This window comes from Simkania negevensis Z (genome assembly GCF_000237205.1).
Classification (GTDB): Bacteria; Chlamydiota; Chlamydiia; order Chlamydiales; family Simkaniaceae; genus Simkania; species Simkania negevensis.
Map to the genome: position 1 here is coordinate 43,048 of NC_015710.1, position 17,866 is coordinate 60,913.

Genomic DNA, 17,866 nt, shown 5'->3' on the forward strand with positions numbered 1-17,866 from the left:
TAAAATGCTAATGCCTTTACCTTCTCCTATTTGTGTTGCATAACTCGCTAAAAAGTGCTCATTTTTAGATCTTAAATTAGAGACTCTTAACCTAGTTTACCTTCAGGCACTGAATTTTCAAAACTGGAGTTATACAACACACCTCCGCTACTCATCCAAAAACAATTTGTTCAATATCAGCAAAATCATTAAAATAGACTGCTAAAACAAAAGAAATTATTTGATTATCAGTTATTTTGAGATTAATTATGACTAGTAGCATAGAATCTGTAAGTGATTGCCTTCCAGCAGAAGGATTTTCCCTTGGATATGAAATAAACTTAGACTCGAAGCAAGCAAGTTATCAAGAAGAAGTCCTCTCTTCTCCTCAAGATCAAACAACTAATGGCTTGCAACGTTTGATTGAAGAAGAGGTTCGATACTGTGCATCAATGCCTCATCTTCAACATATCAAAAAAACTCAAGCAGCGTTGGAGTTGTGTAAGAAATTTGAATCTTTGATCGAGAGCAAGACCGATGATTACAATGATTATGAAGTGTCTAGTCTATTACAATTTCTATCTGAAAAAATTGCTCCTTATGACCCCGAAAAAGCCCTTGAGTTACTTAAAAGATGCCCCTTTGACCAAAATAGAACGAAGGAATACATCGAAATATCAAAGTATCAGAATATTATAGATGCTGAAAAGACATTGAAAAAAGCTCGAGAAGGACTGATTTCCTTCCTAGTGGGGGACTTTGACTACATTGGTAGTTGGTACTTTCCGCATGTGCAAAAGCTCTCTTTAGCATTGTATAACGAAGAAAAGAACCGTGGACTTTTAGATCTTAATGATACTTTCGTAGACTTTTTGAAATCTCTTGAAGTAAACCCTTCTCTCTTAGACGAGATCAAGTACCCTAAAAGTGTCAACGTGACAATCCGGGTTCTTCTTCTTATGCACCAGTCCTCTGCGATCATTAAAGATCGCATTATTAAAGAACATGATTCTTTTATGAAAGATTTCGCAAAGTGCCCTCCGCTTTATGTTCGTTATCTACCTACTTTAGCTGCAATAGAAGGACATGCAAAACTTCCTCAGGCATTAGAAACATTAGAAACATTCTGGCAAACTGTGACTGAACCATATCAGGGTATTCAGATGCTAAAGGTACAAGTTACTGACCCTTATTTTTCTAAAACTGTAGAGAAAAGCGTGTCAAAAATTCTTGAGCTGATTGAAAATGCAGATGAAGATGATGAGGATAGTGATGTCGACTATTCTGATACGTTTGATGTTTTACTCGAAAATAATTATCTAGAATTGGCACAACGTGTTTTGTCATTAATGACCGATGAATACGATGTTTTTAAAGCAATGGTTGCGTTATATGAGTCTCAAATCTCTCAAGAAGGTTTTGATGTTGAACAAGCTCTAAACTCTCTAATAGCTCAACAAGAAGAACTTCCCGCAAAGTATTACAACACTAGCTGTGTTACAATATTCGAGTTTGCTGCCAAATATCTAGGATTTCTAACAGCAATAAAATATATCAAATATCTTGATGCTGCAAAAGAGAGTTACATGGATAGTCCTTGGAAATTCTATCAAATTTGGGAAATTCTTGATATTGAGCGAAAATATAACCTGCCTGGAGCTAAAGAAACCCTTTCATTTATAAAGTCCCTTCAAAAATACGGCGTAATCTCAGACTTTCCTCCATTTGAGTTCTTGGTTTCGGAAGAGTTTTCTCAACTTCAGAAGTCCGCAGAAGTTGCTCATTAACCCTTTGTAGGTGTCTTACATAACTCTCCAATCGAAAGAATCAAGGAAATGGAGTTTTTTCGATTTGCCTTTCTTCATAGAGACCTTAAAAGGACTTTAGATTGCAAAAATTTGTTTTAATCTCGAAAAATTGATACGGAAGATTTATACTGATAAATAATATAAAAGGAGTAAGTCCATAGAAATGAAAAAACTACCCATCGGAATTCAAAGCATTGAGAAAATCCTTGGAGAAGGTGAGTACCTATATGTCGACAAGACAGGTTTTATCAAGAGCTTAATTGACGAGGGCGCTCCTTATTTTTTCATGTCTCGTCCTCGAAGATTCGGAAAATCTCTTTTTTTAAATACCCTAGAAGAAATTTTTAAAGGAAACAAAGAGCTTTTTCGAGGTCTCCAAATTTATGAAAGTGACTACGATTGGCAAGAATATCCTGTTTTGCATTTTGATTTTGCTCAAATAGCTAGTAGCACCATTGAAGAATTTAATGCTGGGTTGAAGGCAGAACTAGAGAGAATGGGAGCATTGTACGGAGTTTCTGTTGAAGGCCCTTCTGTGCAATTTCAATTAAAAGTATTAGTCGAAACGCTATCAAAACAGAATCGAGTCGTTGTTTTAGCCGATGAATATGATAGTGCGATCATTAACAATCTTAAAGACCCTGAGCTAGCCGAAAAAAATCGCGACCTTCTAAGGGGATTCTTTGGGACTCTTAAAGGGCTCGACAAACACCTTAAATTTACATTTACAACAGGTGTTAGCAAGTTTTCTCAAGTTTCCCTCTTTTCGGGCCCTAATAACTTAACAGACATCACCATGGACCCTAAATATGCAGGAATGATGGGTTACACAGAAGCAGAGATGAGAGTTACCTTTCAAGACTATATTGAAGATATAGCTAAACAAAGAAGTAAACAGAAGGTTTTGATCTCTGAAGAAGAACTCTTAAATGAAATCCGAAATTGGTATAACGGTTACAGATTTTCAGAAGGGGAGACTTGCGTTTACAATCCATTTTCCACCTTGAAGTTTATGCAAAACAAAAGACCTAAAACCTATTGGTATAGTTCGGGAACACCTTCTTTTTTGATTGATGAGTTAAAAAAGCATCCAGAGTCGATGGTATCTCTAGATGGTACAACTGCCACTGAAGAAGAGCTCATGGACATCAGTCGTTTGGACAAGATCGATTTAACGGCTTTGATGTATCAAACTGGCTACTTCACCATTAAAGACTATAACCCCATCTCAAAGAAATACTCTATTGGGCTTCCCAATGAAGAAGTGCGATCTGCTTTTATTAACTCTCTTGTACAGAATTTTACTCCTATCACTAACCTAAGATCTTCTCAAGAGACCGTAAAGGCTCTAGAAGAACATAAGCCAAGTCTTCTATTTAAGCAGATAGAAATAGGCCTTTCTAGCTTTGCATATCAAGTCTTTGTAGATGCGAAAGAACGCACATATCAGGCTATGCTCTTATCAATGCTATATGGAATGGGTTTTGACCCTTTGTCTGAGAGAACTACAAACACGGGGCGCATTGATGTTGTATTAGAAGTTCCTAAAACGACCTATATCCTGGAACTTAAACTTAACGATAGTGCAGATAAAGCTCTTAAACAAATCCACGAAAAGCAGTACTTCAAGCCCTATCTTCACAAAGGCAAACAAATCATCATCATAGGGGCCAACTTCTCCTCAGAACTTCGTAATATTTCAGAATGGAAAGGCGAACTTCTTTCTGAATCAGGAGAAAAAATCAAAGAGATCCTCCCCGAATCAGGGGACTAAAACACCTGACTTTCGCAACGTCTGATAATCAACATTATGTTTTGTAAATTACTTATAATGAACTCTTTAAGTGGGATAACAATTACTCTTTATGGATTAAGCTGAAATGTGTCACAGTCTCGCAATTACAGAGTAAAACCTTAGAATTCCTAAAATTGCCTCTATATCGACCTTGAAGCCTACGATAAAGACAAAATGAAAAACTATGGATATGTTGTAAGACTTTCGACCTATGGTTCCCCAGGTATTATTATTGATTCTCACCAAAAAAAACATTCTCCGAGCTGGCCATCTGATTATAATGGTGCTCGCGGATCTATATTTCCCTTAAATATTACCAATGACCACATAGTTGAAATTGCTGAAACTCTTCCTAAAATGCGTGCACTATTTAACACCCCAGGTCCCGTTCCAGGTCCCAAAAAAAAGATATACTGGGAACTAGAAAAGGGGGTTTTCAGTAATGCTTTATACAAAAAGCTGACTAATCCCCCGGGAAAATACGGTAGAAATGGGGTGCCTGTTAAAAAAATAGAAATCGACTATGCCTGGGAAGCGAGTAAAAACTCTTGGGAAGTTCACTTCAACCCTGTGTATTAAAAAACGCTCTTGGGGTATGTGCATAATACGTGTAAAAAGTAGTCACTTTATATTCTTTCCTTCGGAACCAACTAATTTTCAATCGATACAACATCAGCAAGAAAGTTCCTTTTCAGAGGGTTGTTGCATAACTCAGATTTGAGTTATGCAACACACCTAATTAGATCTATTTTTTTATCTTTCTTCACTTTATTTATATTATAAAAATTTCTTTTGATGATATGGATGAAAATAATGAGAATTATATTCAAATATGCCTATGGAAAAAAATAAGAAAAAAAGTTGGTGGAATGTTTCTGTTTCTGATCTCACTGCTGACCTGCAGTCTGATCTAGAAAACGGACTAACTAACGAAATTGCTGCAGAAAGACTCAAAGAGTACGGAAGTAATGTTCTGCCAGAAGCAAAACCTCCTTCTTTGATCCTTCTTTTCTTAAATCAATTTTCCAACTTTATCGTTTGGCTTCTCATCGCAGCTGCGATCATATCAGGGGTTTTAAATGAATGGATTGATGCGATAGCAATTGCTGTCATTATAGTCCTCAATGGCATCATAGGTTTTGTTCAAGAGTTAAGTGCTCAAAAATCTATATCTGCATTAAAGAAATTATCTATCCCTACATGCAAGGTCATGCGGAATGGAAATCTGATTACCATCGAAACAAAGAACTTAGTCCCAGGAGACCTCGTTATCCTCGAAGCGGGGGATATTATTCCTGCAGATGGACGTATCGTCGATTACATACAATTATCGACTCAAGAAGCAATATTGACAGGAGAGTCAAATCCTGTTCATAAAATCTCAGCGCCTATCAGTGATGAAAAAATGGCCATAGGTGATCGGAAAAATATGGGATTTATGGGAACTATTATAAGCACTGGTAAAAGATCTTTAATTGTCACAGAAACAGGGGGCTCTACAGAGCTTGGAAAGATTGCTTCACTTCTTCGGACACAAGAAAAGCAACTGACTCCCCTCCAGATAAAATTGCAAAAGTTAGGTCATAAACTTGTCTTTTTTTGCTTAGGGATTGTGGGTGTTGTGTTTCTCATAGGGTATCTGAAAGGGTTCTCTTTTGTTGATCTTTTGCTGATTTCAACAAGTCTTGCAGTAGCAGCCATTCCTGAGGGGCTTCCCGCTATTGTTACGATAACCTTAGCGATTGGTGTGCGGAAAATGGCAAAGCGGAGGGCGCTTATCCGAAAGCTTCCTTCTGTAGAGACTCTTGGATGCTCAACCGTTATTTGTACAGATAAGACGGGGACTCTTACTAAAAATGAGCTATGCGTTAAAAAAATTTGGACCAACGAAGAATGGATTGAAGTCTCTGGAACAGGGTATGATCCTGAAGGAGATTTTGTTTTACAATCTAAGAAAATAGAATTCACATCAGATCCGAGCTTTATGAAACTCCTTGAAATTGGAATGCTCTGCAACAATGCTTCTTTAACCTATTCTGAGGGTGATTGGAAGATTGTGGGAGATCCGACGGAAGCCGCTTTGCTTGTTTTGGGTAAAAAGGGTCATTTGGAAAAGGAAGGACTAGATAAAAGCCACCCTTTCATCACAGAAATTCCCTTTGATTCAGAACGAAAAAGAATGAGTGTTGTTAGAAGCTCTGATCAGGGAAAAGTTCTGTATGCTAAGGGCGCGCCAGATATTATTGTTGACTTGTGTGATAAGATCTTATTTCAAGGAAATACTATTGAGCTCAATGAATCGCATCGCGCTAGAATTGTTGAAGCCAATCAGGAGTTAGCTTCCAAGGCTCTTCGTGTCCTTGCCCTGGCTTTTCGTGAGCTACCGGAGGAACATCAGTCTTCAGAATCTATTGAAGAGAAACTTATATTTGTTGGGCTTATAGGGATGATTGACCCACCACGCCCTGAGGCAAAAGAGGCTATGACTCACTCTGAAGAGGCCGGCATTTTTCCTGTGATGATTACAGGAGATCATAAAGATACAGCGACTGCAATAGGAGCAGAACTTGGTTTGTCCAAGGAAAAACTGCAGGCGGTTACCGGAAAAGAATTAGATAACTGGGATGAAAATAAGCTCGAAGAAAATCTTACCCATACCTGTATCTATGCACGCGTTTCAGCAGAACATAAACTGCGTATAGTCAAAGCATGGAAACGAAAAGGAGAGGTTGTAGGAGTTACTGGTGATGGGGTGAATGATGCCCCTGCCATGAAAGAAGCTGATATCGGCATAGCTATGGGAATTAAGGGCTCTGACGTTGCCAAAGAGACCGCAGATATGATTGTTACCGATGACAATTTTGCTTCGATCGTTCAGGCGATAGAGGAGGGACGAGGTATTTATGATAATATTTTGAAGTTCGTTAATTATCTCCTTTCTTCCAATATGGCCGAATTATTGATTATTTTTGCAGGAATTGCTTTGGGGTTTAAAGATGCGCAAGGCAATCCTTTTCTTTCTCTAATGCCTGTTCAGCTTTTGTTTTTAAATCTTTTGACGGATGGATTTCCGGCTATTGCTTTTGCCATGGATCCAACCGATCCTCAAGCAATGAAAAAACCTCCTAGGAGACCAAATGAACAGATCTTATCTGTGCACACTTTTTTTCGGTTATTCCTTATTAGCGTGGTCATTGCAATTGGGACTCTCGGGGCTTGTCATTTTGGGTTAAGAGAAAGCGCTAAGCATGCGCAAACGATGGCTCTAACTACTTTAGTTGTTGTTGAATTAGTAAGAGTTCAGATGGTGCGTATGCCTTATCATATCAGCTTTTTTTCAAATCGATGGCTACTTATGGCACTTGGTAGCTCATTACTGCTTCAAGTGGCGGTTGTTTACTTGCCCCCTTTGCAAAAAGTCCTTGGTACTGTAGCACTGGGATTAATCGATTGGGGAGTCATTTTGGGTATTGCTGTACTCATATTTTTCCTTGGGTCTCTAATAAACTGGCTGTTAGGACGAAAAAAAATATGAAACGAATCATTTGCCTATGTCTTTTGAATATAAGCATCCTCTTTGCTGAAGAAGCCGAGATTTTTTCGCCCTTGCGTTTGGAAAGCCTCATTCAAGACGTTCTTAAGAGAAATCCAGATCTTGCTGCCACAAAAGAGAGAATAAAAGCTGCAGAGTTTTTTCAAAAAAGAGTACAGATCCTAGAAGATCCTGAATTTACAGTGATGCGCCATGATCAGCCCTTTGGCTCTACTTCCAACAGCCCCTTTACACCAAAGACGCGCTACACAGTCACACAAGAAATCCCCTTTCCAGGGAAATTGTCTCTAAAAGGGAAGATTGAAGGACAGCAGGTGGCATTTCTTAAAAGCGAAAATATAGCCACTATGCAAGATTTGATTCTGGAAAGCAAAAGACTATTTTATCAGCTCTACTATTATGATACAGCTCTAGAAATTAATGAGTTTAATCGAAGTATTATTTCAGAATTTGTTCAAATAACCTTTGCCCTTTATCGAGCTGGAGAAGACAGCTTTTCTGAAGCAGTAAAAGCTCAAGTGGAATTGCAATGGCTCGATGATGAAAAACTCAAGCTAATAGCCACAAAAGATCGATTACTGTCGATGATCAATGCTATTTTAAATCGTGATGCCTTTGAAACCATAGGAACACCAGAAGCTCTTTTTACCCCTCAACTTTCTTTAAATCATACATTATTAAAGTGGAATTCTTCTCAACACAATCCTGAGATCAAAGGAATCGAATCGAGGATTGGAGAACAAAATTTTCGGAAGGACTTGGCAAAAAGGGAATATTTCCCAAATTTTATCATAGGGAGTCGTTTTGATCATATATTGGGAAGTAATGATACGGCATGGGGTGTATCGGTAGGAATTAATATTCCTCTATGGATTCCTTGGAAACAAAGAAGAGATGTTCAAAAAGCAAAAGCATTGGCAAAAGCATACGAAGATGATCTGGAGGGGCTGAGATCAACAATCAATGGCCGAATTCGAGAAATTCTTGCTAAAGTTGATTCCCTTAATGAACGCATTTTACTGTTAGAATCTGGGATTTTACCAAAAACCTTAGAAAGCCTTGAGTCAGGGAAGGCAGATTATCAAGCCGGAAAAGGGGGTTTTTTAACTCTTTTGGACACCATTCGTCAATATTATCAGTATCAACTAGATTTCGAGCTAGCAAGGGTAGAACGCGAAATTTTCCTTGCAGAATTAGAAAGAACCATAGGTATCAATCTGGGAGAAATACAGTGAAACCCTTAATCATTTACTTATTTTTTACGGTACTCTTTACGAGCTGTTCGAAAAGAGACCATGATACCTATGAAAACTCAAAAAAATCTAACGAGAATAAAAAAAGCGAGCAATCCACCACAATTGTTATTGAGTCCTCTCGCCTTCAAATGTATGGGATTACAACAGAGCTCGCTCAAGTAAGAGATCTAGTCCGCTCTATCAGGACAGTTGGCATTGTAGCAGTAGATGAGAGAAAGATTTTTAAAATCCAAACGAAAATAACAGGGTGGATTGAAAAGCTCTACGTTGATTTTACAAATAAGCCTGTTTTTGTTGATGCCCCTCTCTTCACTGTTTATAGCCCAGAATTATATGCCACTCAAGAGGAGTATCTTTTGGCGTTAAGCGGGTCAGAGAAAATTCCTAAAGGGATGTTTGCTGAAGAGCTTAAACAGTCTAATAAAGATCTTTTGCAGGCGGCAAGAGAGCGGATGGAACTTTGGGATGTCCCAATGGTAGAAATCTCAAGACTACATGAAACAAAAAAACCCTCATATGATTTAACTTTCTTTTCTCCCGTTACTGGAATCGTATTAGAGAAAAATGCCTATTCTGGAATGAACGTGGGTCCTGGTATTAATCTTTTCACGATAGCAGATCTTTCTTGGGTTTGGGTTTTTGCGGATATTTATGAACAAGATATTTCGCTTATGAAACTCGGTCAAGACGTTAATTTTTCTATCACAGCCTTTCCAGATCTTCATTTTAAAGGTTCGATTTCCTTTATCAATTATGTCATTGATCCTAAAACACGCACTCTTAAAGTTCGTATTGATGTCGATAACCCCTCATATCTTCTTAAGCCTGAAATGTATGGAGTTACAGAGCTACAAGTGAATATGGGAAGATCGCTGGCGATTCCTCAAAATGCAGTCATTGAGACAGGTCTTAGAAATCTGATCTTTATTGAAGAAGATATTGGACGTTTTGTCATGAGAGAGGTAGAACTGGGGTATTTGGCAGATGGCTACTATCAAGTGCTCTCGGGTGTTAGAGAAGGCGAAAAGGTTGTAACTAACTCACAATTCTTACTCGACTCGGAAAGTCGAATTTCTGGATTTGGCAGCGGAGAGACAAGGCAACGAGGAGATCATTAGCGAATGATCGCAAAAATCATTGAATGGAGCGCCAAGAATCGCTTTATCATCTATGTGATTACGGTGCTAATGCTTATATGGGCTGGTTATGCGATTCGGAACACCCCAATGGATGCGCTTCCCGACCTGTCGGACACTCAAGTGATTATTTTTACAGAGTGGAAAGGTCAAAGTCCCAATTTAATTGAAGACCAGGTGACTTACCCTATCGTTTCTGCTTTTCTTTCTGCACCAAATGTAAAAGTTGTAAGAGGGTTTACAATGTTTGGTTTTTCGTTCGTCTATGTCCTTTTTGAAGAAGGGACTGATATTTATTGGGCGAGAAGTCGAACCTTGGAATATCTTTCCCCCCTTCAGGGACAATTGCCTAAGGGGGTAACTCCAACAATTGGCCCTGACGCTACAGGTGTTGGATGGGTCTTCGAATATGCTCTCATAGATGAGAGTGGTCGGTACAATTTGCAACAGCTCCGCAGTTTTCAGGATTGGTATTTGCGGTACTGGTTGGCAGCAGTTCCAGGAGTTGCAGAAATTGCAAGTGTCGGGGGATATGAAAAGGAATACCAAGTAGAAGTGGATCCTGTTAAGCTCCAATCTTATGGGCTTTCCATCAATCATGTACGCAAAGCCCTTCAAGACTCCAACTTGTATATCGGAGCCCGAGTGATTGAAATGGCTCAACATGAATATGCAGTCAGGGGAAGTGGGTATATCACCGACTCAAAAATGATAGAGCAGGTCGTTGTCGGAACAGACCAAATGGGTAGCCCTGTAACCATTAAAGATCTTTCGCGTGTGCAAATAGGGGGTAATATACGAAGAGGGTTAGCTGAACTTGACGGAAAAGGGGAAGTCGTTGGTGGCATTGTTGTGATGCGCTATGGGGAAAACCCCCTAAAAGTGATTAAGGATATAAAAACAAAGATTAAGCAGGTTCAAAGCGCCTTTCCTCCTGGGGTCAAGCTTGTTACAACATATGATCGTTCCCGATTAATTATTGATTCAATGAAAACTCTTTTTGAGAATATCGGGGAAGAGCTTATTCTTGTCTTTCTTATTATTTATATATTTCTATTTCATTTTCGCTCTTCGCTTGTTTCAATTCTAACCTTACCCGTTGCTGTCATTTTAGCGTTTATTCCGATGTACTATATGGGGCTTTCAGCAAATATCATGTCATTAGCAGGTATTATCATTGCCATTGGAGATGTTGTTGATTCAGCGGTCATTATGACCGAGAATGCCCATAAGAAATTGGAAGAAAATAAGGAAGGCAAGCCTCATTTAGATGTTGTTTTGGAAGCAGCTAAAGAACTCGGTCCAAGTATTTTTGCCTCATTGCTCATCATTGTGATCGGATTTATCCCTATTTTTAGCCTGCAAGCTCAGGAAGGAAAATTATTTTCTCCTCTTGCTTATACAAAAACGTTTGCTGTTGCTTTTGGGGCTTTGTTAGGAATTACCCTAGTTCCCGCCCTTATGATGTCCTTTATCAAAGGGAAAATTCGCCCCTCTCTCTCTAATCCTGTCAATAAAGTTTTGGGATATGTCTATCGCCCTGCATTGCAATTTTGTTTGAACCATCGTAAGACCGTTGTGTGTGGCACTCTTATTCTTATCGTCTCTGCTATCCCTTTTTATCTTAAACTGGGTTCTGAATTTATGCCTCCTTTAGATGAAAAGGATATCCTTTTCATGCCGATTACGACTCCGGGCATTTCAATCGAAGCTGCAAGAGAGTTAGTACAAAAGCAAGATGGGATTTTGTACTCTTTTCCTGAAGTCAAACGTGTATTTGGAAAAGCGGGAAGAGCGGATACTTCCACGGATCCTGCCCCACTTTCCATGATTGAGACGGTTATTCTCCTTCATCCTAAGGATAAATGGAGAAAAGGGATGACAAAGGATAAACTCATTCAAGAGATGAACGAAGCCTTAAACTTCAAAGGAGTCCAGAATGCGTTCACAATGCCCATCAAAGCGCGCTTAGATATGCTCACCACTGGGATTCGAACAGCAGTTGGGGTAAAAGTATTCGGTGATAATTTGGAAACAATCAATCAGATTGGGACTCATTTAGAAACAATACTCAAGAAAGTTCCTGGAACGAGAAGTGTTTATGCTGAAAGAGAGCTAGGAGGATTTTACATTGATTTCATTCCAGACCGCGATGCCCTCGCTAGATATGGACTGACAATCACTGAGGTCATGGGATTTGTACAAAGCGCGATCGGTGGTGAAGATATCACAGAGACGATTGAAGGCAGAGAAAGATATACTGTGAATATTCGATATCCAAGAGGACTTCGCGACGATGTATCTACTCTTAAGCAAGCTCTCGTTCCCATCAACAAGCCAATGGCAAGGATGGAAGATACACAAGAGCTTTCGAAATTTGCCCATGTACCGTTAGGGCAACTTGGTGAAGTTAAGGTTACCATGGGTCCATCAATGATCAAAGATGAAATGGGATATTTTTCAGGATGGGTCTATGTCGATTTAGAGACATCTGATATTGGAGGTTTCGTAGATATTGCCAAACAAGCAGTCGCTTCTGAGCTGAAACTTCCACGGGGGTATTTTCTTAAATGGACTGGTCAATACGAATACCTCGAGAGAATTCAAACTCTCCTTTCCTACATGGTACCTTTGACAATTTTATTGGTATTACTGATCCTTTATATGAACTTCAAAGCTTTTATTCCCTCTTTGATTGTCATGCTTTCAGTTCCCTTTGCTGCGATTGGAGCCATCTTCTTTTTATCCTTCGCTGGGTATAATACTTCTGTAGCCGTTTGGGTAGGAATGATCGCTTTACTAGGCATAGCAGCTCAGACGATTTCCATCATGCTTGTTTATTTAGAAGAGGGTTACAAGAGGTGGGAAACTGATGGAAAAATCCAATCAGCGCAGGACATTATTACCATGACATTATCGCAGGCCACATTAAGAATACGTCCCTTTATGATGGCCATTGGGTTAAATATCATTGGGTTAATTCCAATTATGGTCAGTGATAAGGTGGGATCTGATATTGCAAAACGGATAGCTCTGCCGCTTTGGGGAGGACTTGTTTCCCTCACTCTTCTAACCCTTTTTGTCATCCCTGTTATTTTTGTACTGTGGAAAACGTATGTGTATAAACGAAAAAAAGAATGATTATGAGTCAGCATAGAAAGATTGCTTATTTCTCCATGGAAATTGCCCTAGAAGAAGCCTTACCAACTTATAGCGGGGGACTGGGGGTATTAGCTGGTGATACGATTTTTGCAGCTTTAGATCTTAAAGTTCCCATGATAGCTGTTACCTTGCTCTATCGAAAGGGATATTTTAATCAAAAGTTGGATTCAAAAGGATGGCAAGAAGAAACACCCGTTGAATGGATCATCGAAGAATTTCTAGAAGAGTTGCCAGAGCGAATCACACTAGAGATTGACAATCGCAAAATTCAAGTAAGAGCATGGAAATTTGAAATAAAATCTCTAACTAATTTTAGCATCCCCATTCTCTTCTTAGATACTAATCTTCCTGAAAATACTGAGGGCGATAGGGCCCTAAGCGATTATCTCTATGGGGGAGATGAATACTATCGACTGTGTCAAGAAGTGCTTTTAGGGATAGGTGGAGTGAAAATGCTTCGAGCTTTAGGGTATCAAGATTTAGAGCGCTTCCATATGAATGAAGGGCATGCAAGCCTACTCACTTTGGAACTTCTTGAAGAATCTCGAAAACAATCTGGAAGAGACGCCGTTTCAGAAGAAGATATAGAAAATGTGAAAAGGAAATGTGTATTTACCACGCACACCCCTGTCGCTGCAGCGCATAGTAAATTTCCTATGGAGCTTGTCACCCGCGTTTTCAGTAATCGAGAGGTATTTAGTAGGAAAGATATTTTTTGCTGCGAGGGTGTTTTAAATCTAACCTACCTGGCTTTAAACCTAAGCCATTATGTCAACGGGGTTGCAAAGAAACATGGAGAAACCTCCAATCTCATGTTTGGCCATTATTCGATTGACTCGATTACAAATGGAATCAACATTACAAGATGGGTCTCTCCCTCATTTCAAGCATTGTACGACCGTCATATTCCCTCATGGAAAGAGGATAATTTTAGTCTTCGTTATGCCTTAAATATCCCTAAAGATGGGGTGTGGCAAGCTCATATGCAAGCCAAAAAGGAGCTGATCCAATATGTGAATGAGAATACTAATATTGAAATGAATCAAGATGTGTTAACCATAGGGTTTGCTAGAAGAGCAGCGGCATATAAACGGGGGGATCTTCTTTTCCAAGATATGGAAAGACTCAAGTCTATGGTTAAGGAAAAAGGGAACATCCAGATTATTTTTGCCGGTAAAGCCCATCCACAGGATCAAGAAGGAAAGGAGCTCATTCAAAGGATCTATCGCGCTAAAGAGTTTCTTAAGAATGATGTTCATATTGTGTATCTCGAAAATTACGACTTAGAGCTTGCAAAGTTGATCACCAGTGGAGTGGATCTTTGGTTAAATACCCCACAAACTCCTATGGAAGCTTCTGGAACCAGCGGGATGAAGGCAGCTGTAAACGCAGTCCCCTCTTTAAGTATTTTAGATGGTTGGTGGATAGAAGGTTGCATCGAAGGGATTACAGGATGGTCCATTGCAGATGATAATCAAAAAAATGAATCAAAAAATAACACGCGCGAGGATGCTTTTTGGCTCTATGAAAAGCTTGGAAAAGTAATTATTCCAATGTTTTATGAAGAAAGAGAAAAATTCATTTCTATTATGCAACATTGTATTGCATTAAATGGCTCTTTTTTCAATAGCCAAAGATTGTTACAACAATATGTTTTAAACGCTTATTTTAAATAACAAATTAATGGACCTATTTATATCATTTTTCTAAGACAATGTTCAATGAGATACAGTATCAGTAAAAAAGTTCCTTTTCAACACGATTTTGATAAGAAAAAACCCAAAATATAGGGAAAAAATACCAAAACCAAGACCATTGCCACCACAATAAAAAACATGAGTAATTTTTTTTTGCTCAAGCAAGCGCATTTCTTTTTTTCACGATAAAGCCAAAAACACCCTACCCCAAGAAATAAGATAGCCAAAACAATAAACACCCACCGAAACTTCTCTATCTTAACGGCCAAAACGCTTAAGAAAGAAAGTCCAAACAGCGCAGAAAGAAGCGGTAAAATACAACAGGCTGCGCTTAAAAAGCCAAAACCTATCGAAGCTCCTAAAAATTTCCGATCTTTGTTTTTCATCATATTCCTGTTAGTTCATGACCCATTTATGAGAGGAGGGGAGTAAAGTAGTTTATAGAGAGTTGCACAGCTTCTGGTAAAGTAAATATATACACATTCTCTTTATGCTTTCTCCATTCTTCTGCGACTTTTGCGTTTTCTAAAAAGACCATTTCCCGGCAAATACTTTCGGCAGCACATGAGCCAGGATTTTGCATGCGAATACCTACATGAATATTTGGAAGATTGGTTGCTAGAATTTCTTCTTGGTTAAGTTTGATCTGAATAGGCTTTCTTGTCATAGAACACTCGGAGTCAATGACGGCTTTCTTCTTAAACATGGCACTTATTGCTAACGCATCAAAAGCGCAGACAGCGTAAATGGAATGACCATTGATCGTAACTACATGGGGCGTTTTTTCCGTTGTCATAGGATAAGCGCCCACTATCTCATTTTCCCTATTCAGAATGACTAGATCACGTTCTCCTAAGGTTTTCAAGGTAGCAGCAACGTGATCGCTCCCAACAATATCTGCAATTTCAGAAAGACTTAAAGGTCTACCTTCTTCAGCAAGCATCCGAAGAATCGCTTGATGAACTTGAACATGTTTACTATCAAGACTTTTTTGTCTCTCTACTAGAGAAAGGACTTGGCTAAATTGTTGCAGCATCTTTTTAACTTTTATAGAAGCGCTTTCTTCATGAACCGCAATTTCCCCACTACTTGGCCTAACGACCATGCTAGAGCAGCAAGAGAGCTTATGAATGTCTTGAGTAAATCCAAGAGCTGCTAACTTTACCCCTTCTGAAAGCGTCAAATAAGGGTAAAACATAGCTGCGAGATCTCTTGTAGTTGTTTTATTTTTGATGGCACCAACAATTTGCATGAGGAGCTCACTTCCTTCAGGTGCCAAAATACGGGCGCCGATCAGAAGATCTGTATCTTTATCCCGTATCAGTTTGATAAATCCTCGTGCATCGCGCGCGGCTATGCTCCTTGGAACTTGGCTAAGTGGCAAAACAGAGACTTGAAAATTTATCCCTAGTGTTTGAGCCATCCTCTCATCTAATCCAACTCCTGCAACTTGTGGATCAGTAAAAATGACCCAAGGAAGCGCAGAGTAGTCTCTTAGCTCAGGAGAAGAGCCTAGAGCATTTTGAGCAGCTAGCCCTCCTTCATAGGCCGCTGTGTAGACAAACTTTGGCTCTCCAATCACATCACCCGCTGCATAGATCCCTTCAATGCTCGTCCTTAGCATGTCATCTACTTTGATAAAGCCATTGTCATCACGTTCTACACCGACTTTTTTAAGACCCATTTTTCTCGTATTAGGAGCCGTTCCTGTCGCAACCAAAATTTTCTCAGCAGCAAAAGTTTTTACAGCTCCACCCACTTCAACGGAAAGAGCATGAAGCCCTTCGTTTTTAAAAGCCCCTCTAATCTGAACTCCTGTCACAATGTTGATTCCTTCGCTTCTCAGATATTCCGTTAAAGCTGCCGTTAAATCTTCGGTCTCGTTGGGTAGGATACGGGAGGATCTTTGTAAAATAGTCACTTTTGTTCCCATGCGAGCAAACATCTGAGCACACTCAAGAGCAATATACCGCCCTCCGAGGACAATCATGGACTTAGGAAGCTCTTCAAGCTCAAAAGCAGAAGTAGAAGTCAAGTATCCTGTTTCTTCTAGCCCAGGAATAGGAGGAATATAAGGATGCGTTCCTGTGGCAATTAAAATCCGATCGGCTTCTATAGGAGTGGAATTCACCTCAACAACATTTTTGCTCAAAATTTTTGCCTTTCCAGAAATGATTTGAATATTGTCATTTCCCGAAATCACATCGAGATATTTTGCTTGTCGGAGCCCCTCAACAAGAGCTCTTTTTTGTTCGATCACCGCTTTAAAGTCTGTCACATCAGCGTGGGTTTCTATTCCATCAAAATGACTTTTGCTCGCCCTATGAACGGTTTCGGCTCCTCGAATGAGAGTTTTTGAGGGAACACATCCCACATTAACACAGGTGCCCCCAATGGGGAGGCCTGAATTGATAATTGTTGCACGCGCTCCAAGAGAAGCTGCGTTTAATGCTGCTGAAAAAGCAGCAGAACCTCCACCAATAATCACAAAGTGGAGTTGTTTTTGGACAGTGGAACAACATGAAGACATCATTTTTCTCCTATTTATTTTCTAATTCATTTGACTCATGAAGTAAAGGGCAGGACTCTTTCTTCATATTTTTCTGACAAGTTTTTAAGATTTCTGAGAGGCCGGCTTTGATTACCTGGAGTTCAGAGATTTTTTTCTCGATTTCCCCCATCTTTACCTTTAATTTTCTCTCAACAACTTGGCACTCTTTCTGATAGGGATTTTCTTCGAGAAATAAACGCTTGATCTCTACAAGAGAAAAACCCAATTTTTGCATCCTTTTGATTAGCTTGACTTGAGCCACACTCTGTTCAGAATATTCTCGATAGCCTGAAGCTGATTTGTTAGGCTTTGGTAAGATGCCTCGCTTTTCATAGTATCGAATTGTTTCAAAACCAATTTGAGCCTCTTTCGCCAGCTCGCCAGCTGATAATTTTTTCATAAAGTAAAAATCCTTCATTTATCTTGAGAAGAAAATTTCGCATAACACCACGCTGTACCAACTGCTAATTTGATTGAGCAACAAACTCCGATTACAATAATCGCAACCAGTCCTCCTCCAGAAGCAGAAATCGTTCCAGTTCCAATCAAAGCCCCTAATGTTCCTCCTCCAGCTACAACCACTCCTCCGCAGCAGATGGTCGTTTTTTGGCAAGGAGTTAGCCCTTGCCAACAGTTGGGTTGTTTTTCAGGGGGAACGATGTAATCACAGCAATCCTTTTTAGGAGCTGGTGTGATTGTACTTTTAGTGTCTGCTATCCCTAGGGGAACACTCACTTCTCCTGAGGACTGAGAAGAATCTGATTCTCCTACACCTTGCTTGTAAGAGGGGTGAACCACTTGTTTTAACTGAATTTCGGTAGCCATAAATGACCTCCTGATAAAGGTTTTGTTAAAAATCTATAAAGAGGCTAAACCTGGTACCTTGATACAAAGTCAAGCGATTTTTTATTTTAGGAAAAATTTTTCTT

Annotated in this window: 11 protein-coding genes; 8 read left to right on the forward strand and 3 right to left on the reverse strand. The window is 39.4% G+C overall.

Annotated elements, in window-relative coordinates; all coding sequences use genetic code 11:
- Positions 1-248: 248 nt before the first annotated feature.
- The 8 genes from SNE_RS00230 to glgP all read left to right on the forward strand — a co-directional run bounded on the left by SNE_RS00230 (position 249) and on the right by glgP (position 14,365).
- Entirely contained in the window at positions 249-1,766 is a 1,518-nt protein-coding gene (locus tag SNE_RS00230) for a hypothetical protein (protein WP_013935027.1), read from the forward strand.
- Positions 1,767-1,950: 184 nt separating this feature from the next.
- On the forward strand, positions 1,951-3,561 hold the full coding sequence (locus SNE_RS00235; RefSeq protein WP_013935028.1) for an ATP-binding protein: 1,611 nt from the start codon (positions 1,951-1,953) through the stop codon (positions 3,559-3,561).
- 195 nt (positions 3,562-3,756) lie between these two features.
- Positions 3,757-4,161 (forward strand): hypothetical protein, encoded by a 405-nt coding sequence (locus tag SNE_RS00240; RefSeq protein WP_013935029.1) that lies wholly within the window; start codon positions 3,757-3,759, stop codon positions 4,159-4,161.
- 259 nt (positions 4,162-4,420) lie between these two features.
- A complete protein-coding gene (locus tag SNE_RS00245; RefSeq protein WP_013935030.1) occupies positions 4,421-7,117 on the forward strand; it encodes a cation-translocating P-type ATPase in 2,697 nt (898 codons plus the stop codon).
- Entirely contained in the window at positions 7,114-8,370 is a 1,257-nt protein-coding gene (locus SNE_RS00250; protein ID WP_013935031.1) for a TolC family protein, read from the forward strand. Before SNE_RS00245 ends, SNE_RS00250 begins: the two co-directional genes overlap by 4 nt.
- Positions 8,367-9,509, forward strand: a complete 1,143-nt coding sequence (locus SNE_RS00255) for an efflux RND transporter periplasmic adaptor subunit (protein WP_013935032.1) — start codon at positions 8,367-8,369, stop codon at positions 9,507-9,509. Before SNE_RS00250 ends, SNE_RS00255 begins: the two co-directional genes overlap by 4 nt.
- A gap of 3 nt (positions 9,510-9,512) precedes the next feature.
- Positions 9,513-12,668, forward strand: a complete 3,156-nt coding sequence (locus SNE_RS00260; protein ID WP_013935033.1) for an efflux RND transporter permease subunit — start codon at positions 9,513-9,515, stop codon at positions 12,666-12,668.
- Positions 12,665-14,365 (forward strand): alpha-glucan family phosphorylase, encoded by a 1,701-nt coding sequence (glgP, locus tag SNE_RS00265; RefSeq protein ID WP_013935034.1) that lies wholly within the window; start codon positions 12,665-12,667, stop codon positions 14,363-14,365. The genes SNE_RS00260 and glgP overlap by 4 nt, the downstream gene beginning before the upstream one ends.
- Before the next feature lie 433 nt (positions 14,366-14,798).
- Here the strand turns inward: glgP and merA are convergent, their stop codons facing one another.
- Genes merA through SNE_RS00285 form a run of 3 tightly spaced genes read right to left on the reverse strand, consistent with a single transcriptional unit; the run spans position 14,799 to position 17,762 of the window.
- Positions 14,799-16,919 carry a mercury(II) reductase gene (gene merA / locus SNE_RS00275; protein WP_148258893.1) on the reverse strand — a complete coding sequence of 707 codons (2,121 nt, stop codon included), beginning with the start codon at positions 16,917-16,919 and terminating at the stop codon, positions 14,799-14,801.
- Between the two features lie 7 nt (positions 16,920-16,926).
- Positions 16,927-17,337, reverse strand: a complete 411-nt coding sequence (locus SNE_RS00280) for a MerR family transcriptional regulator (RefSeq protein WP_158307178.1) — start codon at positions 17,335-17,337, stop codon at positions 16,927-16,929.
- A 14-nt stretch (positions 17,338-17,351) separates the two neighbouring features.
- Positions 17,352-17,762 (reverse strand): hypothetical protein, encoded by a 411-nt coding sequence (locus SNE_RS00285; protein ID WP_013935038.1) that lies wholly within the window; start codon positions 17,760-17,762, stop codon positions 17,352-17,354.
- Positions 17,763-17,866 lie beyond the last annotated feature (104 nt).

Bases quoted from the DNA above. Each gene is read 5' to 3' on its own strand.
- SNE_RS00285 (WP_013935038.1), bottom strand. From the start codon at position 17,762: ATGGCTACCGAAATTCAGTTAAAACAAGTGGTTCACCCCTCTTACAAG.
- SNE_RS00280 (WP_158307178.1), bottom strand. From the start codon at position 17,337: ATGAAAAAATTATCAGCTGGCGAGCTGGCGAAAGAGGCTCAAATTGGT.
- merA (WP_148258893.1), bottom strand. From the start codon at position 16,919: ATGATGTCTTCATGTTGTTCCACTGTCCAAAAACAACTCCACTTTGTG.
- SNE_RS00240 (WP_013935029.1), top strand. From the start codon at position 3,757: ATGAAAAACTATGGATATGTTGTAAGACTTTCGACCTATGGTTCCCCA.
- SNE_RS00245 (WP_013935030.1), top strand. From the start codon at position 4,421: ATGGAAAAAAATAAGAAAAAAAGTTGGTGGAATGTTTCTGTTTCTGAT.
- SNE_RS00250 (WP_013935031.1), top strand. From the start codon at position 7,114: ATGAAACGAATCATTTGCCTATGTCTTTTGAATATAAGCATCCTCTTT.
- SNE_RS00230 (WP_013935027.1), top strand. From the start codon at position 249: ATGACTAGTAGCATAGAATCTGTAAGTGATTGCCTTCCAGCAGAAGGA.
- SNE_RS00260 (WP_013935033.1), top strand. From the start codon at position 9,513: ATGATCGCAAAAATCATTGAATGGAGCGCCAAGAATCGCTTTATCATC.
- glgP (WP_013935034.1), top strand. From the start codon at position 12,665: ATGATTATGAGTCAGCATAGAAAGATTGCTTATTTCTCCATGGAAATT.
- SNE_RS00235 (WP_013935028.1), top strand. From the start codon at position 1,951: ATGAAAAAACTACCCATCGGAATTCAAAGCATTGAGAAAATCCTTGGA.